Source organism: Pseudomonas abieticivorans (assembly GCF_023509015.1).
Classification (GTDB): Bacteria; Pseudomonadota; Gammaproteobacteria; order Pseudomonadales; family Pseudomonadaceae; genus Aquipseudomonas; species Aquipseudomonas abieticivorans.
The window spans coordinates 6372601-6399151 of record NZ_CP094975.1 but is presented as its reverse complement, the minus strand read 5'-3'; the positions used below and the strand labels follow the sequence as shown (position 1 = coordinate 6399151).

Here is a 26551-nt window from a genome sequence, read left to right as displayed (position 1 = left end):
TACCGCTCAGGCATATTTCGCCAAACCGCAGTTGAACCGTGTTCCCAGCCACAGCGGAGCAGGACCGCGCGGCTGCTCTGATGGCACTTTTGAATCAGGTAGCCCTGTGCCATATCGCGTCCTTTAATCGTTCTCTCCGGGGACGCTGGCCGCCGGAATCCAGTACAAGGACTGGCCTATGAACCAAGCCGTGAGTGAACCGCCGATTGCCCCGCAATTGCCATTGGACGTGGAGGGCATCGCTGTCGCCTCTGCGAGCCTCTACAATTTGTTCAACGGCAAGCGCATCCCCTGCAGCGACGGTGGGGTCATCTTTGGCCGGCTGCATCTGCCGGAGTATCAGCGGCCCTACCGCTGGAGTGAGGAGCAGTTGAAGCGGCTGCTCGACGATTTGCGCAGCTTCGTGGATCGCGCTTGTAGGCGATTGACCTATAAGCCTTCAGAATTTCCGCGCACTTGTAGTGAAACTTGGAAGGAACCAGCGGCGCGTCCAGGCTTAGCGCGTCTTTGCCGGCAACAAACTTGGCAAATCCATCGTCACGGGGCTGGCCGCCCGCCACCCTCCCAGTCCTGCCCTTTCAACTCCTTAGCGCCGCTTGGCCCATATTTCGGGCTGAGGCCGTCCTCTGGATCTAGGTTCGGCTTCAGAAGCCGCACCGTGATTGAGTTGACGCCAATCCTGCTCATTACTACCCCTTAGCAAATGACCAATTCAGCTATATTTGGATCCGATTATTGCTTGCGATGATATCAAATTGCAATGAGTGCCGATATTCTGGTAGCTAGACCGCAATGACTAGGCTCTGTACGAAAAAAGATGTCGTAAACACCGCCGGCAGCAGGCCAATGTGAGCATTGCTGCATAACTTGTTGCGCGCTTGCAGTAGGGAGCCGCCAGGCTGCGGTGCTCCTTCAGCCAGCCAAACAGGTGCTCGAGGACATTCCGCTCTCGGTACTTGGGCTTGTCGAAGAGGCGCGTGGGATAAGGCTAAAGTTTTATCCATCTACTGGTGATGGAGCCGCGTCATAACAAACTGTCCCTAGGTACTTGGTCTAGGACCTGGATGCAGTAGGCAGGTACAGGACAGGAAGGTGACCTGGTGTGGGCAGCTATTACCTGAGCGGGATAGGGGAGGCGCTGGTGGAGGATGTCGCGCATACGATTTCTGTTTGTAAGCGTTCGGCAAAGTCACCTTCCGGGCTCCAGCATTAAAGCCGATGGTGCCCGCGCATTAAGTGAACACCATGGCCTTCGGCGGTGGAGTCGGGAAGGTGTGGTCGCTGTCCCCTTACAGATGGACCTTAGACTGGGGGTATCATTTTCAAACCATCCAAAGCATGCCCTCAGATGTGCCCCAATGTAGCAATCCACTGGAAGTGATTAGACCTCTATGGTGTGTGGAAAGGCAGAAATGATCAGCCGAACAGCCTGCCAGACGACGCCTAAAGACTATCCGGATCGCCAAAAAACATCTGTATCCGCGACCTCAACCACCGCTCCCCCGGGTCATTATCCTGCGACCCACGCCACGCCATGTGCAGCTCGAACCCCTGGATCTCGATCGGCAGGTCCTCCGCCCGCACCCCACCCGCCGCCGTCAACGCGTCCGCCGTGTAATCGGGCACGGTGGCGACGATGTCGGTTCCCGACAGCAAGGTGCTCAACCCGTTGAACTGCGGCACGGCCAATACCACGTGGCGCTTGCGCTCGAGTTTTTCGAGCTCGGTGTCGATGAACCCGCTCAGGTCGCCGGCGAATGACACCAGGGCGTGGGGGCGGGCGCAGAAGTCGTCCAGGCTCAGGGCCCCGGGCACGGTGTCGGCGCGCAGCAGTTTGGGGCGGCTGCGGCGCAGTACCTTGCGCTTGGCGTTGGCCGGCAGTTCGCTGGTGTAGCTGACCGCGATGGAGATTTCGCCCGAGGCCAGCAACGGCGGGGCGAGGATGTAGTTGACCCGGCGGATCACCAGCACGATGCCGGGGGCTTCGGCGCGCAGGCGCTTGAGCAGTTGTGGCAGCAGGGCGAATTCGACGTCGTCGCTCAGGCCGATGCGAAACACCGCGGTGCTGGTGGCGGGGTCGAAATCGGCGGCGCGGCTCACGGCGGTGGAGATGGAGTCCAGTGCCGGGGACAGCAGCGCGAAGATTTCCACGGCTCGCGCCGAAGGCTCCATGCTGCGCCCAGTGCGCACGAACAGGGGGTCGTCGAACAGGCTGCGCAGGCGTGAAAGGGCCGCGCTGATGGCCGGCTGGCCAAGGAACAGCTTTTCGGCGGCGCGGGTCACGCTGCGCTCATGCATCAGGGTTTCGAACACGATCAGCAGGTTCAGGTCGACGCGGCGCAGGTCGTTGCGGTTCATCGGGTTCGCTTCACAGAAAGGTGAACAAAAGGGCCAAGGCGTGAATCTTACGGTGAAAGGCTGGTAACCTGCACCGGTAAATTATGTTTTGCCTGCCGTGGGCAAGTCAGCGCTCTCGAATCAATGGCAGGCATGTTGACTATTAACAGCCACGGATAGTGTTCGGACGATAGTCCCTATAGAGTTCATGGCAATAGAGGTTCTAAAGGCGAGGTTTGCGATGTCCCGCATGATCCGTTTCCACAAATTCGGTGGTGCCGAGGTGCTCAAGCTTGAAGAGTACACCGCACGCCAGCCAGGCCCTGGCGAAGTGCAAGTGCGCGTCGAAGCGATCGGTATCAGCTGGTATGACGTGCTCTGGCGGCAGAACCTGGCCCCCTCGCATGCCCACCTGCCGGCCGGTATCGGCCACGAGATGGCGGGTGTGGTGGCAGCTGTCGGCGAGGGTGTCGACGACCTGGCGGTGGGCGACAAGGTCGCCAGCTTCCCGGCCGAAAGCCCCAACGACTACCCGGTGTACGGCGACCTGATCGTGTTGCCGCGGTTGGCGGTAACCCGTTACCCGGACATTCTGACCCCGGTCGAAGCGGCCGTGCACTACACGCCGTATCTGATCGCCTCGTTCGCCTACAGCGAACTGGCGCGGGCCAAACCTGGCCAGACCGTGTTGGTGACCGACGCCAGCCACTGTGCAGGGCCGGCCTTCGTGCAACTGGGCAAGGCCCTGGGGCTCAAAGTGTTCGCGGCCACCAAGAGTGAGGATGAGCGTGACAATTTGCGCGACCTGGGTGCGGAAAAAGTCATCGTCACCGACGAGCAGGACTTGCTGATGCAGGTCAACAAGTACACCGACAACCGTGGCGTCGACATGGTCATGGACGGCCTGGGCGGGCCCCAGATGTCGTTGTTGGGCGATGCCCTGGCACCGCGCGGCAGTTTGATCCTGTACGGCCTGCAAGGCGGCAACCAAACGCCATTCCCGGCCTGTGCGGCGTTCCAGAAGAACATCCAGTTCTTCGTGCACTGCCTGGGCAATTTCACCGGCAAGCCGGAGTTGGGCATCACCCAGGACCAGGCCGCCTTGCAGCGGGCCCTGCGCGAGATCAACCAGTTCACCAGCGACCGGGTGATTGCGCCGAACATCATCAAGACCTTCGCCTTCGAAGACTTCGTCGAAGCGCACCGCTACATGGACAATTGCCCATGCGGTGGCCGGATCGCCCTGCAACTGTAAGCGTGCAGGCAGGCGCACATGTTCATGCAACGATGGACATGTGCGGGGCGGGTAAGAAGTTTCCTGCAAATTCTTCCGAAGTTTCCTAGTTATATTTCCTCTTCCAGACAGTGACAGATTGATACGCTCAATCTGTACTTGCGCGTGGGCGTCTTTTAATTGGGCGGCCAGAAAAATCGTTTAATCTGAACGGGTGTCCTGTGCGTCTCTGTATCTTTTATTGACTGGCCTGACCTCGATAAGATGCCCTCGACAATCACCGGCGAGAGCGGCGCACCGCAGGCTGTGGCGCTTGGAGCGGAGTGTGCGGCGGTGTTCGCTTTTGTGTCCTGAACTTCGTGTAGGAAGTTGTCGGAAGTTTCCTAGGACACTCATAAAGGATAAGACGGGTCAGGCATGACAATCAGTGAAACTCACCAACAGGCCATGAATAATATCTACCACCAGGTGCTGGAAAAACTGTTGGCCCATTGTTCCCACGCGCAACGCGCGGCGGTGCAGTTGCTGATTCAGCGCCTAACGGTCGCCGCCGGCGGGCAGCGCGGGTTGGCGGGGCTGCGGGTGTTTCTGGCCCATGGCGGCGGCAAGACCAGTTCCCTGGCGCTGGCATTGCTACGTGCCGCGCAACTGAGCATTGCGCGCCGCCAGGGCAGCACCTTTATGCTGCGGGTGGCCACCTGCAGGCATGCAGGCTTGGGTGCGGCGGTTTACGACAACATCCAGCGCGGTTATTCGGCGATGTTTTTGCAGGACGACCCGCGGGTCGAACTGCTGGTGGTGGACGATCATCAGGTACGGCCCTTCGATCACCTGCAGCCGATGGACGCGGCCACCGGCCAGCGCAACCGTGACGACCTGTTGATGGCCGGGCACTTGACCGCCGGCGATGCCCGGGCCAGCTTCTGCAATGGCTGCTACCTGCGCCTGGCGGATTTCTACCCGCGGGCGATGGCATTCCAGGGTGGCGTAAACGCCTGGGTCACCAGCGATTCGCCGCGTGAGCAGCGCCGTTACCTGGGCTGGGCCTTGCGTGCGGCGGGGCAGGCCGGGCTCGCCCAGTGTGCACGCCCGCGCAGTTTGCCCACGGTGCCCTGGCAACAGCTTGCCCGCTTGGGCGACGCCTACGACCGCGCCCTTTATGGCGCGGCGCCATTGGCACCGCGCCCGGCAATGCCTAAGTTGGCGAAGGCGCCGGTGACCGTCGCGGTGCATGACCTGGTGGGTGATCAACTGGAGGACGGCTGGCGCCTGTTGGTGAGCTTCCTGGGCTTTCGATTCAGTGAACTGGCTTTCGGTTTCAGCGAGACCGACTGCGCCAACCCCTTGCTGATGGCACACCTGCGTGGCTTGCGGGCGCAGTACCTGGAGCAGCGCCCCTATGCCGAGGGCGTGGCGCAGTACCTGGAATTGGCGACCACCCTGATGCGCCGCAAGCACATCCCCGCGCACTTGATCGAGTTGGCCCTGGGCGCCTACGACACCCGCGCCAAGCTGTCGCAGCGCCGCGCGCTGGCGCAGCAACACGGCCGGGATGGCTTCGGCCTGGATGACACGCAATGGGTGTGCCTGCTGTTTTCACCGTTCACCGCGCAGGGCGCGGCGCTGGCAGCCTTTGTGCAGCGCTGCCATCCGCGCTTGCAAGACGCCCTGCCGTATTTCCACGACGCGCTGCGCGGCCGGCCAGTGGCCGGGAAGTGGGTGCGTTGGCTGGTCAACACCAGCGGGTTGCCCATGGGCCTGCTGCAACGCCTGTACCGTCAGCCGCGGGTCGATTTTGCCGACCCTCGCAGCCTGATCGCCCGGGTGCGGGCCAGTGACCCGGACAAGGTTTGGGTCACGCAGGGTGATGCGCCGCGCGTATTGATGACGGGGCGTTGATGGACCGCCGACCTGCCCGCGGTTACGCCTACCAGGCGGTGTACCGCTATCTGTTGTCGCTGATCGACGCGGTGGAGCCGGGCGCCACCCTCAAGCTGCCGTCGCTGCGCGCCTTGGCCCGCGACCTCGAAGTCTCCATCATCACGGTGCAGTCAGCCTACGGCTTGCTGGAGAACGAAGGGCGGGTGTTCTGCGTGGCCAAGTCGGGCTATTTCACCCGTGCGCAATCCAGCCAGCCGTGTTCCAGCGAGAAGGGCGACTTGTACCAGCGGGTGGCCTTCAACGCGATCCGCGCCGACCTGCGCATGCTCGGTCGGGGCCAACCGTTCGCGACCTTGAGCCAGGCGTTGTTGCGCCAGGAATTGCAACTGTGGCGCCAGTACCCGCGCGTGCCGGAGGCGCCTGCCCAGCCCTGTGGCGAGCTTGAGTTGCGGCGCCTGTTGGCGGCGCGCTACACCCGGTCCACCGAGCAGTGCTGGAGCGCCGAACAGGTGTATATCGCGGTCGATCGGCGGGCCCTGCTGGAGCTGTTGATCGAGGCCACGGGCCTGGGTGGCGGCAGCGTGCTGGTCACCTCGCCGGCCTGCCCACAGGCCCTGCAGGTACTGCAGCACGCCGGGCTGCGCCTGGTCGAGTTGCCCCTGTGTGCCGTGGGGCGCGTGGACCAGGACCGGCTGGCGCAGATCCTGGCGCAGGGCGAGGTGCGCATGATGATGGTCGATTCGGCGTTCAACGTGCCCCAGGGCACCTTGATGCCGGACCTGGACAAGCATTGCATCGTCAGTCTGTTGGACAGCCACGGGGTGTGGTTGCTGGAAAACGACAGCCACGGCGAGTTGTGCTTCCAGGCCTGCACGCGGTTTCGTGACCTGGCCAACCCGGATCGGCTGCTGGTGCTGTCCTCGTTCGAGCACACCCTGGGCGGCGATGCGCCCTTTGCGTACCTGCTGTCGCGGCATTTTGGCGCGGACTTGCGTGCCGCCTTCGTACGGCGCGGGTTCCAGGTGCCGCTGCTGCGCCAGCGGGCGATTGCGCGGCTGTATGCCGCAGGCGTGGTGGACGAGCACCTGATGCGTTTGCGCGCCTCGCTCAGCCTGCGTCTTGAGCAACTGAGCGCACGGGTCAAGCGGCTGTTGGGCGAGCAGGTCTGGGTCGACCGGCCTGCCGGTGGCGCCGCCCTGTGGCTCAGGGCACGGCAACCGACCGACATGGGCCGGGTGTTCGAGCGCTTGCTGGCCCAGCGCATTGTCATCGAGCCGGGCGAAATGTTCAGCGTGGGCGGCTTGCATCGCCACTGCCTGCAACTGCGTTGTGGCGGCCAGGATGACCCACCGCCCGACGCGGTGCTGTTGGCCTTGGGCAAGGCCTTGAGCCAGGCTGCCCGGCCGCTCAAGGCCGAGCCGTGACGATCAAGGTGCCGACCATCTGCGGGTGCAACGTGCAAAAATACTCATAGCGCCCCGGTGTGTCGAAGGTGTGGGTGAAACGGTCCTGGGTGTCCAGGGCGGCCGAACGGAAGTGCTTGTTGGTGTCCACCAGCGTATGGGGGATCTGGTCATCGTTGACCCACGTCACCTGGGTGCCGGCGCTGATGGTCAACTGCGCCGGGCTGAACATGAAGTCGCGGATATCGACCTGCACCGCGTCGGCGGCGCTGGCGCCATGGGCCATCGTCAAGCCGGCCAGCAAGGCCCATGCCTGGCCGTTCATGCGTTCACCGGGTCGGCCAGGGTGGTGTTGATCAGCGCCAGTGGGTGGTTGCCCTGGGTCGCCCTGACGTCGGTGATGCCCAGGTAGTTGCGCAACTGGTCGGCCGGCACGCTCAACGGGCCCGGCGCGGCGGCGGCCCCGGGCGCCGGTTGCGGGTAGGCGGTACCCCGGGCGGTGTGGAAGGTGATGTTGCCTTCCACTTTCTGGATCACCTGGTGAATGTGCCCGTTGAGCACGGTCACCGAACCGTAGTCGCGTAGCAGCGCCAGTGCCTGGTCGCCGTCCTCGGTACCCCAGCCCCAGGGTTGGTAGATCGTCCAGAGCGGGATATGCGCAAACACCACCACCGGGGTGCTGCGCGACACCGCGCGCAGGTCGTCGGCCAGCCATTTGAGCTGGTCGCTGCCCAGGCTGGCTTCATGGCCGGCCTGGAAGTTGAACACATTGACCAGCGCCACGAAGTGCACCCCATGGTCATCGAAGCTGTACCAGCCATTGCCCTGGGTGCCCTTGCCATAGCGTTGCAAATACAACTGGCCGCCGCCGGCATCCAGGGTATCGTGTTCGCCGGGTACGTAGTGCACGCGGGCGGGCAGGCCCTTGAGCGTCTGCTCGGCCAGGTCGAACTCGTCGGCCCGGGACAGGTGGCTGATGTCACCGGTATGCAGGATCAACGCCGGTGGGCGGGGCAGGGCGATGACCTTGTCGATGGCCAGTTGCAGGGTCTTGAGGGGTTCTGGGTTGGCCTCCTTGTTGAAGCCGATGTGCGAGTCGCTGATTTGCACGAAATGAAAGTCACTGGCCAGCGCGGTAGGGTCCGACAGGCTACCGTTGTCATCCAGGGCGAACGCTTTGGGTACCCCGCCGGCCAGGGCCCAGATCACCCCCGCGCCGGCCCAGGCCGAACATTTGAGCAGGGTTCTGCGGGTGGGGTCTTGCAGGCTGTCGTGGCGGCGCGTGTTCATGGCGGTTCCTCATGGCTGGCGGTTGCCGGGGTGCGGCTGAATAAACTGCCCGGCGCGCGGTTTTATTCCCCCAGTGCTGGAATAAAAGTCGGCCGATGGCAGTTATTCAGGTGTCAGAAGGGCGAGGGCCGCGATGAATCGATTCGAGGCGCTGTTTGCACCGCACATGAACGCCGCCTATAACCTGGCACGGTGGCTGACGGGCAACGACAGCGCGGCCCACGACGTGGTGCAGGAAAGCGCCTACCGCGCCTGCAAATACCTGGACCGCTTTGACGGCAGCAACCCGCGTGCCTGGTTTTTGGCCATCGTGCGCAACGAAAGCCACACCTGGTTGAAGGCGGCCATGGCCTGGCGCTGGATGCCCCTGGACGAGCAAGAGGTTGCCGACCACGGCGAGTCCCCGGAAGGCCTGGCCATCGACGCCGAGGATTGCGCCCATGTGCAAGCGGCCTTGCAGGCGCTGGCCCCCGGTTTTCGCGAGGTGATCGTGTTGAAAGACCTGCAGGGCTTGAGCTACCAGGACATCGCCCGGGTGATCGATGTGCCGTTGGGCACGGTCATGTCGCGCTTGTCGCGGGCACGTGGGCAATTGCGCGAACAATTGCTGAGGCGGCGCGGCCATGCATGAACTGGACTGCAAACAGTGCCGGGCGCTGCTCGATGGCTACCTGGACCAAGCGTTGAGCGCCAGCCAAGTGGCCGAGGTCGATGGCCACCTGCTGTATTGCGCCGAGTGCGCGCAGCACCTTCAGGCCGCGCGCAGCCTGATTGCCGCCGTAAAAGCCCATGCCCCTTACTATCCGGCACCTGCCGACCTGCAGGGCCTGCTCGCCCGGCAAACACCTGCCGCGTGGCGCCGTTGGTGGGCGCCTGCCGCCAGCGGGGTGGCCTTGGCCGTGGCGCTTGTGCTGTTTATCGCCACGCCCGTGGCGCCGCCGGCGTGGCAGGAGGAAGCGGTGTCCAGCCACGTACGTTCGTTGATGGCCGAGCATTTGAACGACGTGGCCTCTGCCGATCGCCATACGGTCAAGCCCTGGTTCACCGGCAAACTGGACTTCGCCCCACCGGTGCATGACTTCAGCGACCAGGGCTTCGTGTTGCTGGGCGGTCGGTTGGACTACCTGCGCCAGCGCAGCGCGGCGGCGTTGACCTACCGGCATGACCGCCACGTGATCAACCTGTTCATTCAGCCCACCGATGAACCGGACAGCCCGCCGCAGGCCTTCAGCGTGCGCGGGTTCAACGTGTTGGCGTGGCAGCATCAGCACCTGCGCTTTGTCGCGGTATCGGATGTGGACGCGGGCCAATTGCAGGCGCTGGGGCTGCTGGTGCAGGCGACACCCTGATCACGCAGGTGCCTTCTATCCATAAGCAGTTGCCTTGGGTGCCGGTCTGTATGTATAAACAGTGTTTGTTCGCGCTTGGCTCCCGGCACCGTGACTGTTTCCCCTTTGGATGATCCGTTCTATTACCTGGTCAACTTCCAGCGCGTGCTCGACTGGCTGAGCCTGCGCTACAGCGATGTGCTGGACGCCGAGGAGCAGCGTTTCATCGCCCGTTTCGCCCAGGTGCCACGGCCCGCCCAGGCGTTGCTGGTGCGCTTGGTGATGCGCAAGGGGCCGTTGTTCCGCGCCAGCAAGCTGGTCTATGACGAAATCGGCGCCACGGCGCTTGCGGTGCAGCCGCTGCTTGATGAAGGCTGGGTGAACGCGCAGGCGCCGCTGGCCTTGGCCGAGCTGTTCGAGGTGCTGCAAAAGCCCGAAATCATCACCACGTTCAAACCCTGGATCCGCCGCGCATCGGCGCGCAAGGACGAGCTGCTGGCGCAAATCGCCGAGCACGCGCCCCCGGCCCAGGCGTTTGGCTTGTGGTGCCCGCACCTTGACGACCAGGTGTACGCCTTGCCCGTGCGGCCCCTGTGCGAGCGCTTGCGCCTGCTGTTTTTTGGCAACCTGCACCAGGGCTGGACCGACTTCGTGTTGGCGGACCTGGGCATCTTTCGTTATGAAACGGTGGACATGCCGCTGGCGTCCCGCGGCTTGCAAAACCGCGCCGATGTGGAGCTGGGCCTGCAGTTGCACCATTGCCGCGAAGCCCTGGAAGCAGGCGCTGAGTTGATGCCCTTGCTGGCCCAACTGCGCGGCCTGGCCAGCGATAACCCGTGGTTGCGCAGCCGTCGCGACAAGCTGCTGTTTAGCCTGGCCTACCAATGCGAACGCCAAGGCCTGCTGCTAGAGGCGTTGGCGATTTATTCCGAATGCGCCTACCCCGGCAGCCGGGCCCGGCAGATCCGCGTGCTGGAGCGCCTGGAGCGCTTCGAGCAGGCCCACGCGCTGGCGCTGTTGGCCGAACAGGCCCCCGAAAGCGCGGCGGAAGCCCAGCACTTACCCCGGGTGATACCGCGCTTGCGTCGGCAACTGGGGCTGCCGGCGACTGCTCGGTCTAAAAAGCCGGTGGTGCTCTCGTTGCATGTGGAGCTGGCGCCGGGCGAGGTGCCCATGGGCGTCGAGTTCGCCGTGCAGGCCCACCTGCACGAACACGACGGGCCGGTGTACTACGTCGAAAACAGCCTGCTCAACTCGTTGTTCGGCCTGCTCTGCTGGCCGGCGATCTTCGCGGCCCTGCCGGGGGCGTTCTTCCACCCGTTCCAAAGCGGCCCGGCCGACCTCATGCAGCCGGACTTCCACACCCGCCGCGCCGATTTGTTCGGCCAATGCCTGGCAGAGTTGAGCGATGAGCGCTACAAGGCGACCATCCGCACCCGCTACCACAGCAAATTCGGCGTGCAGTCGCCTTTCGTGTTCTGGGGCGCGCTGAGCGAGGAATTGCTGGCGGTGGCGCTCGACTGCCTGCCCGCCGAGCACCTGCGCCGCTGCTTCGAGCGCCTGCTGGAAGACGTCAAGGCCAACCGCAGTGGTATGCCTGACCTGATCCAGTTCTGGCCGCAGGAAAAACGTTACCGCATGATCGAGGTCAAGGGCCCGGGCGATCGCCTGCAGGACAACCAATTGCGCTGGCTGGATTTTTGCGCGCAGCACCAGATGCCGGTCCAGGTGTGCTACGTGCAATGGGCAGCGAGCGCCCCGTGAGTTACCAGATCGCGGTGCGCGCGCTGTGCGAGTTCACCGCCAAGGTCGGTGACCTGGACCTGCGCTTCACGCCGTCACCCAGCGCCCAGGAAGGCATCGCCGGGCACCGCCGGGTGACCAGTGGGCGCGGCGCCGGATACCGCAGTGAAGTGGCCTTGAGCGGTGAGTACCTGGAGCTGGCGGTGCGCGGCCGGGCCGACGGCTACGACCCGTTGCGCAACCGCCTGGAAGAGATCAAGACCTACCGTGGCGAGCTGGCCCGCCAGCCGGCCAACCATCGGCAACTGCACTGGGCCCAGGCACGGGTGTACGGCTGGTTGCTCTGCCAGCAGGAGGCCCTGGCCGACGTCAACCTGGCGCTGGTGTACCTGGACGTCGACAGCGACCGCCAGACCTTGATCGAAGAACACTGGACGGCAGCCGACCTGCAGGTATTTTTCTACGGCCAGTGCCGCTTGTTTTTGGACTGGGCGCGCAGCGAAATGGCCCGTACGGCCTTGCGCGACAGTGGCCTGGGCAGCTTGAAGTTTCCGTTCGAGGGTTTTCGTAGCGGCCAGCGTGAGTTGGCCGAAACCGTGTACAAGGCAGTCAGCACCGGGCGTTGCCTGATGGCCCAGGCCACCACCGGCATCGGCAAGACACTGGGTACGCTGTTCCCGCTGCTCAAGGCGCTGGTGCCGCAGCAACTGGACAAAATCTACTTCCTGACCGCCAAGACCCCGGGCCGCCAACTGGCCCTGGACGCCTTGCAGCACGTGCAGCGCAGTGCGCCCGACCTCAAGTTGCGCAGCCTGGAACTGGTGGCCCGGGACAAGGCCTGCGAACACCCAGACAAGGCCTGCCATGGTGAGAGCTGCCCGTTGGCCCGGGGCTTTTACGATCGTCTGCCGGCCGCCCGGGCTGCAGCCGCGCAGGTCGCCGTGCTGCACCAGCAGGCCCTGCGCGAGGTCGCCCTGGCCCATGATGTGTGCCCGTACTACCTGAGCCAGGAAATGGCCCGCTGGGTGGACGTGGTGATCGGCGACTACAACTATTATTTCGACCTCAGTGCCTTGCTGATGGGCTTGGCCCAGGCCAACCAGTGGCGCCTGGCCTTGCTGGTGGACGAGGCGCACAACCTGGTGGAACGCACCCGCCAGATGTACAGCGCAAGCCTGGACCAGCAACGCCTGCACGCCTTGCGCCGCAACCCGCCGGCCAGCCTGAAGCCGGCCTTGCAGCGCCTGAACCGCGAATGGAACGCGCTGTACAAGGACCAGGTGGCGGCGTACCAGGCCTACGACAGCCCCACCGACAAATTTACCCTGTGCCTGATGCGCTGCGTGTCACTGATCGGCGACCTGATGAACGAGCAGCCCGAGGGCCTTGACCGCGAACTGCTGGACTTCTATTTCGACGCACTGCACTTTGGCCGCGTGGCCGAGCTGTTTGGCGAGCACTACGTGTTCGACATCCAGCTTCGCGAGGGCCGCGGGGCGCGCAAAAGCGCATTGTTGTGCCTGCGCAACGTGGTGCCGGCCTCGTTGAGTGGGCCGCGGATTGCGGCCGCGCGCAGCAGCGTGTTGTTTTCCGCCACCCTGAGCCCACGGCACTATTTCGCCGACCTGTTGGGCATGCCCGCCAATACCGCGTGGGTCGACGTGCAGTCGCCGTTCAGTGCCGAGCAACTGGAGGTGCGCATCGAGCAGCGCATTTCCACGCGTTACCAGCATCGGGGCGCCTCCCTTGAGCCAATTGCCGCGTTGATTGCACGGCAGTTCAACCAGCGGCCGGGCAACTACCTGGCGTTTTTCAGCAGTTTCGACTACTTGCAACAGGTGGTCGAAGTGATGCAACAGCGCTACCCCGAGGTACCGCTGTGGGTGCAATCGCGCGGCATGGACGAGAGCCGGCGGCGTGACTTTCTCATGCAATTCACCGAGCACAGCCAGGGGGTGGGCTTCGCGGTGTTGGGCGGGGCGTTTGGCGAAGGCATCGACTTGCCGGGTGCGCGGTTGATCGGCGCATTTATCGCGACCCTGGGCCTGGCCCAGTTGAACCCGGTGAACGAGCAACTCAAGCAGCGCATGGGTGAAATATTTGGCGCCGGCTACGATTACACCTACCTGTACCCCGGCTTGCAGAAAGTGGTGCAGGCAGCAGGAAGGGTGATCCGCAGCGTCGACGATCGCGGCGTGGTGGTGCTGATCGATGATCGGTTTGGCGAGAGCCGGGTGCAGCAGCTTTTTCCCAAGTGGTGGCGCTGGTAAGGGCTGTGATGTTATGTCAGGTACAAATCACGTTAATTTGACTGGCGAGGGATACAACCCCTGCCGCGCCGGTCCAACACTCAGTAAACTGCTCGGCAGTGTTCCAACCCCCATTTTCGAGGTAATGCATGAAGCTCAGTCCCTTGGCAGGTAAACCGGCTCCGGCCAGCGTGCTGGTCGATATCCCTCGACTGGTCAGCGAGTACTACACCCGCCAGCCCGACGCCGCCATCGCCACCCAACGCGTGGCCTTCGGCACGTCGGGGCACCGGGGCAGCTCGTTCGACGCAAGCTTCAACGAATGGCACGTCCTGGCCATCAGCCAGGCCATCGTGTTGTACCGCGCTGCCCAAGGCATCGACGGCCCGCTGTTCGTCGGCATCGACACCCACGCGCTGTCCACCCCGGCCGGCGTCAGCGCCCTGGAAGTGTTCGCCGCCAATGGCGTGAACGTGATGATCGCCGAAAATGACGAGTACACGCCCACCCCGGCAGTGTCCCACGCCATCTTGTGCTACAACCGCGGGCGCACCTCGGGCCTGGCCGACGGCGTGGTGATTACGCCCTCGCACAACCCGCCGCAAAGCGGTGGCTTCAAATACAACCCGCCCAACGGTGGCCCGGCCGACAGCCACGTGACCAAGTGGATCGAGGCCAAGGCCAACGAACTGCTGGGCGAGCGCCTCAAGGGCGTCAAGCGCATCAGCTACGAGCAGGCGCTCAAGGCACCCACCACGCACCGCCATGACTACCTGAACACCTACGTGGCCGACCTGGGCAACGTGATCGACCTTGTGGCCATCCGTGATTCGGGCCTGCGCCTGGGCGTCGACCCGCTGGGCGGTGCAGGGGTCAACTACTGGTCGGCCATCGCCGAGCACTACAAGCTGAACCTGGACGTGGTCAACACCAGTGTCGACCCGACCTTCCGCTTCATGTGCGTGGACTGGGACGGGCAGATCCGCATGGACCCGTCCTCGCCGTATGCCATGCAAGGCCTGATCGGCCTCAAGGACCGCTTTGACGTGGCTTTCGCCTGCGACCCGGACCACGATCGCCACGGCATCGTCACCCCCACCGGCGGCCTGTTGGCGCCGAACAACTACCTGGCGGTGGCCATCGACTACCTGTTCCAGAACCGCCCGCAGTGGCGTGCCGATGCCGCGGTCGGCAAGACCGTGGTCAGCAGCGGCCTGATCGACCGCGTCACCGCGCGCCTGGGCCGGCGCCTGTATGAGGTGCCGGTGGGCTTCAAGTACTTCGCCGACGGCCTGTTCGATGGCTCGCTGGGCTTTGGCGGCGAAGAGAGCGCCGGGGCCTCGTTCCTGCGGCGCGATGGCAGTGTCTGGGCCACCGATAAAGACGGCTTGATCCCGTCCTTGCTGGCGGCGGAAATCACCGCGCGCACTGGCCGTGATCCGAGCCAGGCCTACAACGAACTCACGGCGGCCCTGGGCGAACCCTTCGCCACCCGCGTCGAGGCAAAGGCCAACCCGCAGCAGAAGGCCGCGCTGGGCAAGCTGTCGCCCCAACAGGTCACCTCCACTGAGCTTGCCGGTGAGAAAATCGAACAGATCCTCAGCCATGCGCCGGGCAACGACCAGGCGATCGGCGGGCTCAAGGTGATGACGGCCAATGGCTGGTTTGCCGCGCGGCCGTCGGGCACCGAAGACATCTACAAGATCTACGCCGAAAGCTTCATTGACGAAGGGCACTTGCAGCGCCTGGTGGCGGAGGCGCAAGTGCTGGTCGACGCCGCCATTTCGTAAGCGGCCCGCCAGCTCGCGGCGCCACCAGTGGGCGCCGTTGGCGTTGCTTCAATCAGACTTGAACAACGCCAGCATCACCCCTCGCAACCAGCGGTTGCCACTGTCCAGGTGGTAACGCGCATGCCAGTGCTGCTTCACCGAAAATCCCTCGATGGCCACCGGGCAGTCATGCACGGCCAGGTGGTGCATGGCCGCCAGGGTTTCGCCGATGTGGCGGGGCAGGGTGGCGATCAGGTCGGTGGTGCCGATGATCGCCCCCAGGCCCAGGAAGCCGGGTAACTCAAGGATGATCCGTCGCTCCACGGCCATGCGCGCCAAGCCCGCTTCCAAAAGCTTCTGGCCGGTGCCGGCGCTGACCAGCACATGCCCTTCGGCGCAGTAGGTCTGAACGCTCAGCGCCGCGCCGATGCGCGGGTGGGTGGCGCTGCTCAGGCACACCCAGTCCTGCGGGAACAGCACCTGCTGGTACATCCCGGCGCCCAGCCAGGGCACGAACCCCACGGCCAGGTCCGCTTCGCCGGATTCCAGCGCCCGTTCGCTATTGCCGTCGATGCGTGCAGCCTCCAGGCGGATGCCGGGGGCCTGCTTGCGTAAATGCTCGAGCAACTGCGGCAGCAGGGTGATGTGGCTGGCGTCACTGACGCACAGGCGAAAGCGTCGCTGCGCCGTGGCCGGCACAAAGTCACTCTCCCAGGCCGTGAGCCGGCGCAACGACTCCAGCACTTCCCGACACGGGCCGATCAAGGCATCGGCCTGTGGCGTGGGCGCCATGCCGGTGGGCGTGCGCACGAACAGCGGGTCATGCAGTTGCTCGCGCAGGCGGCCCAGCCAAATGCTGATGGTCGGCTGGCTCTGGCCAAGCTGCTCGGCGGCGCGGGTCACGCTGCGGGTGTTGTAGAGCACGTCGAACAGCTGCAGCAATTTCGGTTCGGGCAGGTGGGTCGCATTTAGCATTATTGTAAATTTCAATGGGCTTATTGAGTTCATTGTATAGCTCAACAACGTCCAGATACTTAAGGTGGCAAAAAAAACAGGAGGCCGTTTCGTGAAAATCTGCATTCTTGGCGCTGGTGCACTGGGGTGCGCCATCGGCGCCACACTCAGCGAGGCAGGGCACGACACCTGGCTGTTGAACCGCAACGCCACACACGTCGAGGCGATCAATCGCGACGGGCTCAAGGTGCACGACGAGCGCGGTGAGCGCGCCGTGAAGGTCAAGGCCAGTACCACGGCGGATGAGGTCGGCGCGGTCGACCTGGTGGTCGTGCTGGTCAAGTCCTTCCACACCGCCCAAGCCATGGCCGGCGCGATGGCCCTGGTGGGCCCGCAGACCCTGGTGCTGTCCCTGCAGAACGGCCTGGGCCACGAAGACATCCTGGCTGACGCCGTGGGCCGTTCGCGGGTGTTGGCCGGCAAGACCTATGTGGGCGGCGTGTTGCTGGAACCGGGCAGCATCCGCGCCGGGGTCGCCGGCAAGCACACTTACATCGGCGAGCTGGACGGCATGCTCAGCCCCCGCGTGCAAGAGATTGCCGACGCCTTCAACGGCGCCGGGCTGGCCACCACGGTCAGCGACAACATCCTGGGCACCATGTGGGACAAGTTGCTGATCAATGTCGCCACCGGGGCGCTCACCGGCATCACCATGCTCACCTATGGCCAGTTGTACAGCGAGCCGCTGCTCAAGGCCACGGCGCTGGCCGCCGTGGCCGAAGCCATCGCCGTGGCTATCGCGGCCGGGGTGCAACTGAGCCTGACCAACCCGGGCGCGGCCTGGAACATGGCCAGCGAGGGCCTGCCGGCCTCGTTCAAGACCTCCATGCTGCAAAGCCTGGAAAAAGGCTCGATCACCGAAATTGATTTCATCAACGGCTCCGTCGTGCGCTGGGGCCAGCGCCACGGCGTGCCCACCCCGGTCAATGCAACGCTGGTGGCCTGCATGAAAGGCATCGAGCGGGCCATGGCCGACCACCAACAAGAGGAAGCCAAATCGTGAGCATCCCCAAAGCCTACGTGGAACACGTCGCCGTCTGGGTCAAAGACATCCATTGGCACATCCGCTTTTTCCACGATGTGTTCGGCATGACCCTGCGCGAAGTGCAGGGCACCGTCGAGCAGCCCATCCAGTACTGGACCCTGGGCGGCATGCAGTTCATCAGCGCACCTGAGTTTGCCGGGCCGGAAGGGCGCCTGGGGCACTTGGGGGTGATGTGCGAAGACATGGAATACGCCTTGAGCGCGGCCTGGAAATTCGACGTGACTGAAATGCCCCAAGGCCGCAACTGGCTGCGTTTGCCCGATGGGCTGGCAGTGGAATTCATTCAAGCCTCGCCCGTGGCCTGCGTTGCCCAGGCCCTGGCCATCAACCCGCGTTCGTGAGCTGCCAACCATGACCATCATTGAGAAATACTGGGACGATGCCCGCGAAGGCGATGAGTGCATCAGCCCCGCGTACACCGTCACCAAGGCGCGCATCCTGGCCTACGCCGACCTGACCGGCGACCACACCCCGGTGCACGTCGACGAAGCCTATGCCAACGCCAGCCACTTTGGCTGCCTGGTGGCCCACGGGCTGTTCGGCCAGAGCATCGCCGACGGCTTGAAGACCCAAAGCGACTATCGCTTTTTGCCGGGCATGTCGCTGGGCTGGACCTGGGACTTTTTGCTACCGATCAAGGTGGATGACGTGCTGCACGTGAAGTTTCGCGTGGGCAGCATGCGCGCCAGCAACAGCAAGCCTGACTGGGGCATCGTCGTGCTGCCCTCCGAATTGATCAACCAGAAAGGCGAGGTCGTGCAACGCGGCGAACACCGTCTGATGGTCCCACGCAGACCACAACCATGAGCCAGCCATTGCCCCTCAAGGGGTTGCGCGTGATCGACTACAGCCACTTCCTGGCCGGGCCCTACGTGGGCCGCTGCCTGGCAGCCCTGGGCGCCGAAGTGATCAAGGTTGAACGCCCAGGCACCGGCGACGCCGGTCGCCAGCACGCCTTTACCCTGGATGACCACCAAAGTGGTTACTTCCTGCAGCTGAACATGGGCAAGCAGGGCGTCAGCGTCAACATGAAAGACCCGCGTGGCAAAGCGTTCATGCAGAAGCTGTGTGACTCGGCCGATGTGTTCATCGAAAACTACCGGCCTGGCGCCCTGGAAAAACTCGGCCTGGGCTACGCCGAGCTGTCGGCGCGCAACCCCAAGCTGGTCTATTGCTCGATCTCGGCCTACGGCCACACCGGCCCGGATGCCCACCGCGCCGGGTTCGGCCTGATCGCCGAGGCCAAGAGCGGCATCATGCAGATGGTCGGGACCCCGGGGGAGGCGCCGCCGCTGTTGCGTATTTCCCTGGGCGACATGTACACCGGCATCCACGCCGTGGCGGCGATCAACGCGGCCCTGCTGGGCCGGGTCAACAGTGGCCGCGGCCAGCACATCGACATGTCGCTGTACGACACCCTGTTTTCGATGCACGAGTACGCCGTGCAGTGCTACACCCTGTCGGGTGGCACCGTGGTGCCGGAGCAGACCGGCCATGACATGCCCACCTCGACGCTGTACGGGGTGTTCCGCGCCGCTGATGGGGACCTGGTGATTGCCGCCCAGGTCGACGATGCCTGGAAGCGTTTTGCGGTGATGCTGGAAGCCAACGGGGCGCCGCCAGGCTTTGGCTCGGATGCGCGATTCCATAGCCTGAACGGGCGCAACAGTCATCGGCTGGAAATCCTTGAAGTGGTCAAGCGCTGGGTCGCGGCCAACCCGGTGGCGCGCATCCTGTCGCTGCTCGATGAGATCGACGTGCCCAGCGCCAAGGTCCAGCGCATCGACGAAGTGCTGGGCGACCCGCAGATCAAGGCCCGCGGCATGGTGGTGGAACAGGAGCACCCACGCTACGGCACCTTGCGCATGCCCAACCTGCCATTTCGTTTTTCCGACTGCGACACCACTATCCACCAAGTGGCGCCGGACCTGGGTGAGCACAACGCCCAAGTGGCTGCTGCGCTGGGCTTCAGCGCCGAGGAAATCGCCCAGATGCAGGCCGATGGCGTGCTGTTCACCCAGGAGGCTGCACAATGACAGACCGTTATGCAGTGATCGGCCGGCCGATCAACCACACCAAGTCGCCGCTGATTCATGGCCTGTTTGCTGAGGTGACTGATCAGGACCTCGCCTACAGCGCCATTGAAGGCTCGCTGGACGATTTTGCCGGCGACGTACGCAGGTTTCGCGACAGCGGCGCGCGTGGCATGAACATCACCGCGCCGTTCAAGTTGCAAGCGTTCGAGCTGGCTGAAGCGCGCAGTGAGCGGGCTACCCTGGCCAAGGCGAGCAATGCGCTGAAGTTCGAGAACGGCAAGATCTACGCCGAGAACTTCGACGGCATCGGCCTGCTACGCGACATCGAGCACAACCTCAAGCAGCCCCTGGCCGGGCGCCGGGTGCTGGTACTCGGCGCGGGCGGGGCGGTGCGCGGGGCTGCCTTGCCGTTCTTGCAGGCAGCGCCGTCGCGGCTGGTGATCGTCAACCGTGACGTGGGCAAAGCCCAAACCCTGGTCGCTGAATTGAACAACCCGCTGCTCGAGGTGTGCAGCTATGAGGCGTTGGCGGGGCAGGTGTTCGATGTGGTGATCAACGCCACGTCGGCGAGCCTGACCGGGGAGCTGCCGCCGATCGATGCGGCGCTGTTTGGCCAGGTGCAGTTGGCCTATGAACTGGCCTATGGCAAGGGCCTTACACCGTTCTTGCGCCTGGCGCAAAGCGCCGGCGTGCCGCTGCTGGCCGATGGCGTCGGCATGCTGGTGGAGCAAGCGGCCGAAGCCTTCGCTTGGTGGCGCGGCGTGCGCCCCGAAACCCGCCCGGTCATCGACCGCCTGACCATCCCGTTGGTGTAACGCTGATGAAGATCCTGATGCTGCACGGTATCAACCACAACATGTTCGGCAAGCGCGACCCGGCGCAATACGGCACCACTACCCTGGCCGAGATCGACGCGAGCCTGCGCACCCTGGGCGAGGAATTGGGGGCGAGCATCGACAGCTTCCAAACCAACTGCGAAGGGGCGATGTGCGAGCGCATCCACCAGGGCTTTTTCGACGAGGTGGACGCGGTACTGATCAACGCCGGTGCCTGGACGCACTACAGCTACGGCATTCGTGATGCCTTGGCGATCCTTACGGTGCCGGTGGTGGAGATCCACATGTCGAACATTCATGCCCGCGAAGCGTTTCGGCACCATTCGGTGTTTGGCGAAATCGTCAGCGGGCAGATTTGCGGGTTTGGCGCCGACAGCTATCTGTTGGGCTTGAGGGCGGCGGTGAGCGCCGCAAAACGCTCCGCCTGATGCTGCGTAGGAGCGGATTCATCCGCGAAGGCCGCTCTCACGGTATGCCTGGCACAACGCGGCGGTCTTTTCGCGGATAAATCCGCTCCTACAAGCGCACCTCACCCCCGTAGGAGCGGATTCATCCGCGAAGGCCGCATCACGGTATGCCTGGCACAACGCGGCGGTCTTTTCGCGGATAAATCCGCTCCTACAGGCGCACCTCACCGCCGTAGGAGCGGATTCATCCGCGAAGGCCGCTCTCACGGTATGCCTGGCATAACGCGGCGGTCTTTTCGCGGATAAATCCGTTCCTACAGGCGCACCTCACCCCTGTAGGAGCGGATTCATCCGCGAAGGCCGCTCACGGTATGCCTGGCACAACGCAGCGGTCTTTTCGCGGATAAATCCGCTCCTACAGGCGCACCTCACCCCTGTAGGAGCGGATTCATCCGCGAAGGCCGCGCCACGAATATCAGCCCGTAACATCGGTCACTGAAATCTTCCTGTCCTTGCGGCCACTGATCCACTCATCCACCTGGCCTGCAAATTCGGCTGGTGCCTTGCGGCCCAGCTTGCGGGCCAGGTCCAGGATGGTCTGCTGGGCCAGGGCCTCTTCCATGCGCTTTTGCGCGGTTTGCATGGCGCCATGCACCGCGCAGCCGCCGTCCAGCGCCCAGGCGGGCGGGGCGCCTTCGAACAACGCGCAACGGCCACGAATTTCCCGGCAATCAAAGATCAGCTTCTGCCCGTCGATGGCATTGACGATGTCCAGGATGCTGATTTCATCGGCCGGCCGGGCCAGCCTGAAACCGCCTTTGACGCCTTCAGTCGCCGCTACCAGTTTGGCCTTGGCCAGCTTGGTGAAAATCTTCGCCAGGTAATCCTGCGGCACGCCTTGCAGTTCGGCCAGGTCGCGCACGCTGGCTTCACGGCTCTCGCCACCGCTGCCGACCAAAAACAACAGGCAATGAATGCCGTACTCAACGCCCGCGCTGTAAAGAGACATTTTAATCTCCGACTAATCAAGTCGCCATTCTAGCAACAGCCCTGCGCGCTGGCAACGAACCACCGGTCACCTCGATTTCAACCTAACCGCGCCATGATCATTGGGGTAGAGCATTTACACAAGCGGATCTGAGGGTGTGGCAGTCGCGTGCTGAAAAAAACCATTGCCACGAATAACTACGACAATTATAGTCGTAGTTGCTGGGCCGGCACAGGCCATCCATTTCGGGAGTCAACAATGAAGCAGCACATCTTGGTTATCGGCGCAGGTTTTGGCGGCCTCTGGACGGCATTGAGCGCCACCCGCCTGTTCGACCTGCACGGGCACACCGACGCGACGGTGACCGTGCTGGCCCCTCAAGCCGAACTGCGGGTGCGCCCGCGTTTCTACGAACCACAGGCCCACACCCTGGCAACGCCACTGGGCGAGTTGTTCGAGGCGGTCGGGGTTAACTTCATCAAGGGCGCGGCGCACACCGTGGACGTTGCGCACAAGCAGGTAGGCTACGTGGATGCGGCAGGCGCCGAGCAGGTTTGCGCGTACGACAAACTGGTATTGGCCAGCGGCAGTGGCCTGGCCTTGCCCAACACCCCGGGGGTGGCCGAGCATGCCTTTGACGTCGACCAGATCGAGCAGGCCGTGCGCCTGGAAAGCCACCTCAAGGCCCTGGCCGACCAGCCCGCCAGCAAGGCGCGCAACACGGTAGTGGTGGCCGGTGGCGGCTTCACCGGGATCGAAACCGCGACCGAAATGCCGGGGCGCTTGCGCGAGATTCTTGGTGAACAGGCCGACGTCGAGGTGTTCATCGTCGACCGTGGGCAAAAGGTCGGCGCCTCCATGGGCGCCGAGATCAGCCAGTACATCGCCCACGCCAGCGAAACCTTGGGCGTGCAATGGGCGTTGGGCGCTTCGGTGGTGGCGGTGGACGCCCACGGCGTGAGCCTGAGCAACGGCCAGCGCATCGAAGCCAGCACCGTGGTCTGGACCACCGGTGTGCGCGCCAGCGCCTTGACCGAGCAGATCCCCGCCCAGCGCGACGCCTTAGGCCGCCTGCATGTGGATGAGCACCTGAAGGTCATTGGCCAGGACGACATTTTCGCCACCGGCGATGTGGCTTACGCCGCTACTGATGACCTGGGCAACCACGCGCTGATGACCTGCCAGCACGCCATCGTGCTGGGCCGCCATGCCGGCAACAACGTCGCCGCGCAACTGCTGGGCGTGCCCCCTACGGCGTACCGCCAGCCCAAATACGTGACCTGCCTGGACCTGGGCGCCTGGGGCGCGGTGTACACCGAGGGTTGGGATCGCCAGGTGAAATTGACCGGGCAGGAAGGCAAGGCGTTGAAGACCCAAATCAATACCGTGTGGATCTACCCGCCGGCGGCTAACCGCGAAGCAGCGTGGGCGGCGGCGGATCCGTTGATACCGATTGCCTAGAAGAATAGGTCGGTAGGGCGCAATGCATCGGCATAGGGCGATTGAGCATTGCGAGCGTGCTGCTTGATCACCTGCTTGAGGATGTCGATGAACGCGCTGGCCGCCTTGCTGCGGACATTGCCCCGCCGGGCGGCGATGCCGAAGATGCGCGAGGTGGAGCTTTTGAAGGCACTGAAAGGCTCGACGATCGAGGCAAAGCTGGGGGCTTTGAGCAACACCCCGGGCAGCACCGTGAGGTAGTCGGTCTGGGCCAGCAGGGGGAATAGCAAGCCGGCGGACTGGATGCTGACAATATGGCTGGGCTGCGGCGACACCCGGAAGTCGCGGTGCAGCTCCTTGATGAAATTAATGTGCCAGGCAGCGGGAAAATTGGCCAGCCACCTCATGGAGTTGAGCGTGTCGATGGACGTGGCATCACGCTGCGGGTGCCCCTTTCGCCCAACCACGTGGCTTTGGTAAGACAGCAACGGTTCGATGGAAAACTCATTCTCGCTGATAAACCGGCTGGCCTGGATAATCGCAAAATCCAGGTAACCATCGCGCAGGTGCGGCAGTGAAATACCGTGCAGGCCTTCGTAGATCTCCAACTGTACGTTGGGGTATTGCGCCTGAAACAGGCTCAGGCATTCGGGCAGGAAGGCAAAGTTGATGGTGGGCGTCAGGCCGATGCGCAGCCGCTCGACTTGCCCGCTGCGGATCAACGCCAGGTCGGCGTTGGCTTTTTCGATTTCGCTCAGTATCAGCCTGGCATGATGCAGCAGGCTTTTACCGGCATCCGTGAACCGCACGCCGGTGTGGGTGCGCTCCAGCAACTCCACCCCTTGTTGCAGTTCCAACTCTCGCAGCGTACGGGTGATGGCGGCCTGCGTGAGCCCCACCGATTTTGCCGCCGCGCGAATACTTCCTGTTTCTGCTACGGCCACAAGGGCCACGAACTGGTTGGTTTTCATGGTGCCTGATGACAAGGAAAAGTTGTCACCAAGCCTAAACGTTGTCTTTTCGCGGCGTCAAGGATGGTCAGAATGAAGCCTGACTTGATAGGGAAGGGCACCATGACCGTACTAGCGGAAATTGAACACATTCGCGATGAAATGATCGCCATCCGGCAGCACATTCACGCGCACCCTGAATTGGGCTTTGAAGAGTTCGGCACCAGCGACCTGGTGGCCAGCAAGCTTGAGGCTTGGGGCTACACGGTGCATCTGGGGCTGGGCGGCACGGGGGTGGTCGGCCAGTTGCGCCGCGGGCCAGGCCCGACCATCGGGCTGCGGGCCGACATGGATGCACTGCCCATCCACGAAGAAACCGGTTTGAACTACGCCAGCGTGAACGAAGGGAAAATGCATGCCTGCGGCCACGACGGGCATACCGCGACCTTGCTGGCGGCGGCCAAGGTACTGGCCACCAGCAGGAACTTCAGTGGTACCGTGAACCTGATTTTCCAACCCGCCGAAGAAGGCTTGGGTGGGGCGCGCAAGATGGTGGAGCAGGGCCTGTTCGAACTGTTTCCCTGCGACGCCATCTTTGCGATGCATAACATGCCGGGGCACCCGCTGGGCAAGTTCGGCTTCCTGGCGGGCCCGTTCATGGCCTCTTCCGACACCGTCACGGTGACCGTGCTGGGCAAGGGTGGCCACGGCGCGGTGCCTTACAAGGCGATCGACCCGGTACTGATTGCCTCCAGCATTGTGCTCAACTTGCAAAGCATCGTGTCGCGCAACATCGACCCGCTGGACATGGCCATCGTCAGCGTCGGCTCGCTGCAAGCGGGCAAGGCGGCCAACGTCATCCCGTCCACCGCCAAACTGGAAATCAGCGTGCGCTCGCTCAGCGCTGCCACGCGGGACTTGCTGCAGGCCCGCATCACCGCGCTGGTGAAAATGACCGCGCAAGGCTTGGGCGGTGACGCACAGGTGCATTACAACCGTCGGTACCCGGTGCTGGTCAACCATCAAAAGGAGACGGAGCTGGCCATCGCTGCGGCGTTGGACTGGGTGGGCGAGGACGGGCTGATCCAGAACATGCGCCCGCTCACCGGCAGTGAGGACTTCGCCTTCATGCTGCAACATTGTCCGGGATCGTACTTGATCGTAGGCAATGGTGATGATGAGGGCAGTGTGATGTGCCACCATCCCGAGTTCGATTTCAACGATCAATGTTTGCTGATGGGCGCTTCGTATTGGATCAAGCTGGTTGAAAAAATGCTGCCTGCCCGGCCATCGGTTCTCTCGTGAGGCTCACCCCCATGGACAACACCACACTCATGCCGCCAGCCGTGTCGGCACAGCCCAGTGCACCACTGGCCGGGCGGCGCAAGAACATTGCCGCCGTGACGATCGGCAACGGTCTGGAGTTCTACGACTTTACCGTCTACAGCTTCTTCGCCACGGTCATCGGCAAGCAGTTTTTCCCGGCCGAAGGCGCCAACCAATTGCTGTTGGCCTTTGCCACCTATGGCATTGGTTTCTTTATGCGCCCATTGGGCAGCATCCTGTTGGGGCAGTACGCCGATCGGGTCGGCCGCAAAGCCGCCATGCTGCTCACACTGTGGCTGATGGCGATTGGCGCATTGCTGTTCGTGCTGACCCCCAGCTACCAGCAGATCGGCATCGCGGCGCCCTTGTTGATTGTGTTCGCGCGGCTGCTACAAGGCTTTGCCATTGGCGGCGAGGTGGGCGCTTCCACCTCTTACCTGCTGGAAAAAGCCGGCAAGCACGAACGCGGCTACTTCACCAGCTGGCAGTTTTTCAGCCAGGGCCTGAGTGTGCTGCTGGGCGCAGTGGTCGGGCTTTCGGTCAATTACCTGCTGACCCCCGAGCAGGTTCAGAGCTGGGGCTGGAGGCTGCCGTTCGCACTGGGGTTGTTGGTGATTCCGGTAGGGGCCTACATGCGCCGACACCTGCAAGAGAGTGACCAGGTCAAGCATCAGGCCAGCCATCGCTTGAGTTGGAATCTGCATCGGCGCCCGTTGCTCGCAGGCGTGTTGATTGCGATTGGTGGTACATCGGGGTCGTACGTGATTTTGCATTACCTCTCCAATTATGCCGTGGCACAACTGCACCTGCCGTTGACGGTGGGTATCTGGACCGGCTGCGCCGCCGGTGCCGTGCAGGTTGCGCTGGCGATCAGTGCCGGCCGGGCCTGTGACCGAGTGGGTCGCAAGCGCCAGATCCTCTGGTCGCGCCTGGCATTGCTGGCGTTGATTTACCCGGCGTTCATGCTGCTCGAGCACTTCCCCGGGTTACCCATGCTGGTCGCGGTGGCCAGCACGCTGTCAGCCCTGTTGGTGTTCAACATGGTGCCCTCGCTGGCGCTGCTCGCCGAGATCTTCCCGCCTGCAGTACGGGCGACCGGCCTGTCGGTAACTTACAGCGTGAGCAGCATCATTTTCGGTGGCTTCGCGCAGTTCTTCTGCACGTTGTTGATCTCCCTCACCGGCAACCCCAGTGCGCCCGCGCTGTACTTGATGGGCTGCGGGTTGCTGTCGTTGATAGGCCTGATGCTGGTCAAAGAGCCGGTACAACGCTAAA

Annotated in this window: 24 protein-coding genes and 1 pseudogene; 18 read left to right on the top strand and 7 right to left on the bottom strand. The window is 63.5% G+C overall.

Annotation, left to right across the window (positions count from 1 at the left end; all coding sequences use genetic code 11):
* Nucleotides 1-178 precede the first annotated feature (178 nt).
* Nucleotides 179-700: a DUF262 domain-containing protein gene (locus tag L9B60_RS29010; protein ID WP_249674567.1), complete on the top strand. Its 522-nt coding sequence runs from the start codon at nt 179-181 to the stop codon at nt 698-700.
* A 96-nt stretch (nt 701-796) separates the two neighbouring features.
* Here the strand turns inward: L9B60_RS29010 and L9B60_RS29005 are convergent.
* Both L9B60_RS29005 and L9B60_RS29000 read right to left on the bottom strand, forming a co-directional pair.
* Nucleotides 797-976, bottom strand: a pseudogene (locus L9B60_RS29005) (IS5/IS1182 family transposase); the annotation flags it as partial.
* A 467-nt stretch (nt 977-1443) separates the two neighbouring features.
* On the bottom strand, nt 1444-2358 hold the full coding sequence (locus L9B60_RS29000) for a LysR family transcriptional regulator (protein WP_249674565.1): 915 nt from the start codon (nt 2356-2358) through the stop codon (nt 1444-1446).
* 220 nt (nt 2359-2578) lie between these two features.
* On the opposite strand from L9B60_RS29000, the gene L9B60_RS28995 reads away from it, so the two are divergent.
* The 3 genes from L9B60_RS28995 to L9B60_RS28985 all read left to right on the top strand — a co-directional run bounded on the left by L9B60_RS28995 (nt 2579) and on the right by L9B60_RS28985 (nt 6876).
* Entirely contained in the window at nt 2579-3592 is a 1014-nt protein-coding gene (locus tag L9B60_RS28995; RefSeq protein ID WP_249674564.1) for a zinc-dependent alcohol dehydrogenase family protein, read from the top strand.
* Between the two features lie 396 nt (nt 3593-3988).
* Complete coding sequence (locus L9B60_RS28990) at nt 3989-5470, top strand: hypothetical protein (protein ID WP_249674563.1); 1482 nt, start codon at nt 3989-3991, stop codon at nt 5468-5470.
* A complete protein-coding gene (locus L9B60_RS28985) occupies nt 5470-6876 on the top strand; it encodes an aminotransferase-like domain-containing protein (RefSeq protein ID WP_249674561.1) in 1407 nt (468 codons plus the stop codon). Before L9B60_RS28990 ends, L9B60_RS28985 begins: the two co-directional genes overlap by 1 nt.
* Here the strand turns inward: L9B60_RS28985 and L9B60_RS28980 are convergent.
* Entirely contained in the window at nt 6860-7180 is a 321-nt protein-coding gene (locus L9B60_RS28980; protein WP_283780544.1) for a cupredoxin domain-containing protein, read from the bottom strand. The two genes, L9B60_RS28985 and L9B60_RS28980, sit on opposite strands and share 17 nt — an antisense overlap.
* Entirely contained in the window at nt 7177-8145 is a 969-nt protein-coding gene (locus L9B60_RS28975; protein WP_249674560.1) for a metallophosphoesterase family protein, read from the bottom strand. The genes L9B60_RS28980 and L9B60_RS28975 overlap by 4 nt, the downstream gene beginning before the upstream one ends.
* Before the next feature lie 133 nt (nt 8146-8278).
* Between L9B60_RS28975 and L9B60_RS28970 the strand changes: the two genes are divergently transcribed.
* From L9B60_RS28970 to pgm, 5 genes are all read left to right on the top strand, one after another.
* The gene (locus L9B60_RS28970) at nt 8279-8776 is read left to right on the top strand and encodes a sigma-70 family RNA polymerase sigma factor (protein ID WP_249674558.1); all 498 of its coding nucleotides are present in this window, start codon (nt 8279-8281) and stop codon (nt 8774-8776) included.
* Nucleotides 8769-9494: an anti-sigma factor family protein gene (locus L9B60_RS28965; protein WP_249674556.1), complete on the top strand. Its 726-nt coding sequence runs from the start codon at nt 8769-8771 to the stop codon at nt 9492-9494. The genes L9B60_RS28970 and L9B60_RS28965 overlap by 8 nt, the downstream gene beginning before the upstream one ends.
* Before the next feature lie 90 nt (nt 9495-9584).
* A complete protein-coding gene (locus L9B60_RS28960; protein WP_249674554.1) occupies nt 9585-11237 on the top strand; it encodes a VRR-NUC domain-containing protein in 1653 nt (550 codons plus the stop codon).
* Nucleotides 11234-13486 carry an ATP-dependent DNA helicase gene (locus tag L9B60_RS28955; RefSeq protein ID WP_249674553.1) on the top strand — a complete coding sequence of 751 codons (2253 nt, stop codon included), beginning with the start codon at nt 11234-11236 and terminating at the stop codon, nt 13484-13486. Before L9B60_RS28960 ends, L9B60_RS28955 begins: the two co-directional genes overlap by 4 nt.
* Before the next feature lie 128 nt (nt 13487-13614).
* Nucleotides 13615-15255: a phosphoglucomutase (alpha-D-glucose-1,6-bisphosphate-dependent) gene (gene pgm / locus L9B60_RS28950; protein WP_249674552.1), complete on the top strand. Its 1641-nt coding sequence runs from the start codon at nt 13615-13617 to the stop codon at nt 15253-15255.
* A gap of 48 nt (nt 15256-15303) precedes the next feature.
* Here the strand turns inward: pgm and L9B60_RS28945 are convergent, their stop codons facing one another.
* Nucleotides 15304-16209 carry a LysR family transcriptional regulator gene (locus L9B60_RS28945; protein ID WP_249674550.1) on the bottom strand — a complete coding sequence of 302 codons (906 nt, stop codon included), beginning with the start codon at nt 16207-16209 and terminating at the stop codon, nt 15304-15306.
* A gap of 91 nt (nt 16210-16300) precedes the next feature.
* Here L9B60_RS28945 and L9B60_RS28940 point away from each other — a divergent pair, with 91 nt between their 5' ends.
* The 6 genes from L9B60_RS28940 to aroQ are packed head-to-tail and all read left to right on the top strand — an operon-like array spanning nt 16301 to nt 20593.
* Nucleotides 16301-17251: a ketopantoate reductase family protein gene (locus L9B60_RS28940; RefSeq protein ID WP_249674549.1), complete on the top strand. Its 951-nt coding sequence runs from the start codon at nt 16301-16303 to the stop codon at nt 17249-17251.
* Nucleotides 17248-17634, top strand: coding sequence for a VOC family protein (locus L9B60_RS28935; protein WP_249674547.1), 387 nt, complete (start codon nt 17248-17250; stop codon nt 17632-17634). Before L9B60_RS28940 ends, L9B60_RS28935 begins: the two co-directional genes overlap by 4 nt.
* A 10-nt stretch (nt 17635-17644) precedes the next feature.
* A complete protein-coding gene (locus L9B60_RS28930; RefSeq protein ID WP_249674545.1) occupies nt 17645-18100 on the top strand; it encodes a MaoC family dehydratase in 456 nt (151 codons plus the stop codon).
* A complete protein-coding gene (locus tag L9B60_RS28925; RefSeq protein WP_249674543.1) occupies nt 18097-19329 on the top strand; it encodes a CaiB/BaiF CoA transferase family protein in 1233 nt (410 codons plus the stop codon). The genes L9B60_RS28930 and L9B60_RS28925 overlap by 4 nt, the downstream gene beginning before the upstream one ends.
* Nucleotides 19326-20144 (top strand): shikimate dehydrogenase, encoded by an 819-nt coding sequence (aroE, locus tag L9B60_RS28920; RefSeq protein ID WP_249674542.1) that lies wholly within the window; start codon nt 19326-19328, stop codon nt 20142-20144. Before L9B60_RS28925 ends, aroE begins: the two co-directional genes overlap by 4 nt.
* A gap of 5 nt (nt 20145-20149) precedes the next feature.
* On the top strand, nt 20150-20593 hold the full coding sequence (gene aroQ, locus L9B60_RS28915; RefSeq protein ID WP_249674540.1) for a type II 3-dehydroquinate dehydratase: 444 nt from the start codon (nt 20150-20152) through the stop codon (nt 20591-20593).
* 454 nt (nt 20594-21047) lie between these two features.
* Here the strand turns inward: aroQ and L9B60_RS28910 are convergent, their stop codons facing one another.
* Nucleotides 21048-21581 carry an RrF2 family transcriptional regulator gene (locus L9B60_RS28910; RefSeq protein WP_249674538.1) on the bottom strand — a complete coding sequence of 178 codons (534 nt, stop codon included), beginning with the start codon at nt 21579-21581 and terminating at the stop codon, nt 21048-21050.
* Nucleotides 21582-21818: 237 nt separating this feature from the next.
* On the opposite strand from L9B60_RS28910, the gene L9B60_RS28905 reads away from it, so the two are divergent.
* Entirely contained in the window at nt 21819-23021 is a 1203-nt protein-coding gene (locus L9B60_RS28905; protein ID WP_249674537.1) for an NAD(P)/FAD-dependent oxidoreductase, read from the top strand.
* Here the strand turns inward: L9B60_RS28905 and L9B60_RS28900 are convergent.
* Complete coding sequence (locus tag L9B60_RS28900) at nt 23018-23971, bottom strand: LysR family transcriptional regulator (protein ID WP_249674535.1); 954 nt, start codon at nt 23969-23971, stop codon at nt 23018-23020. The genes L9B60_RS28905 and L9B60_RS28900 overlap by 4 nt on opposite strands.
* A gap of 102 nt (nt 23972-24073) precedes the next feature.
* Between L9B60_RS28900 and L9B60_RS28895 the strand changes: the two genes are divergently transcribed.
* Both L9B60_RS28895 and L9B60_RS28890 read left to right on the top strand, forming a co-directional pair.
* A complete protein-coding gene (locus tag L9B60_RS28895) occupies nt 24074-25255 on the top strand; it encodes a M20 aminoacylase family protein (protein ID WP_249674534.1) in 1182 nt (393 codons plus the stop codon).
* Between the two features lie 11 nt (nt 25256-25266).
* On the top strand, nt 25267-26550 hold the full coding sequence (locus L9B60_RS28890) for an MFS transporter (protein ID WP_249674532.1): 1284 nt from the start codon (nt 25267-25269) through the stop codon (nt 26548-26550).
* Nucleotide 26551: the final 1 nt, after the last annotated feature.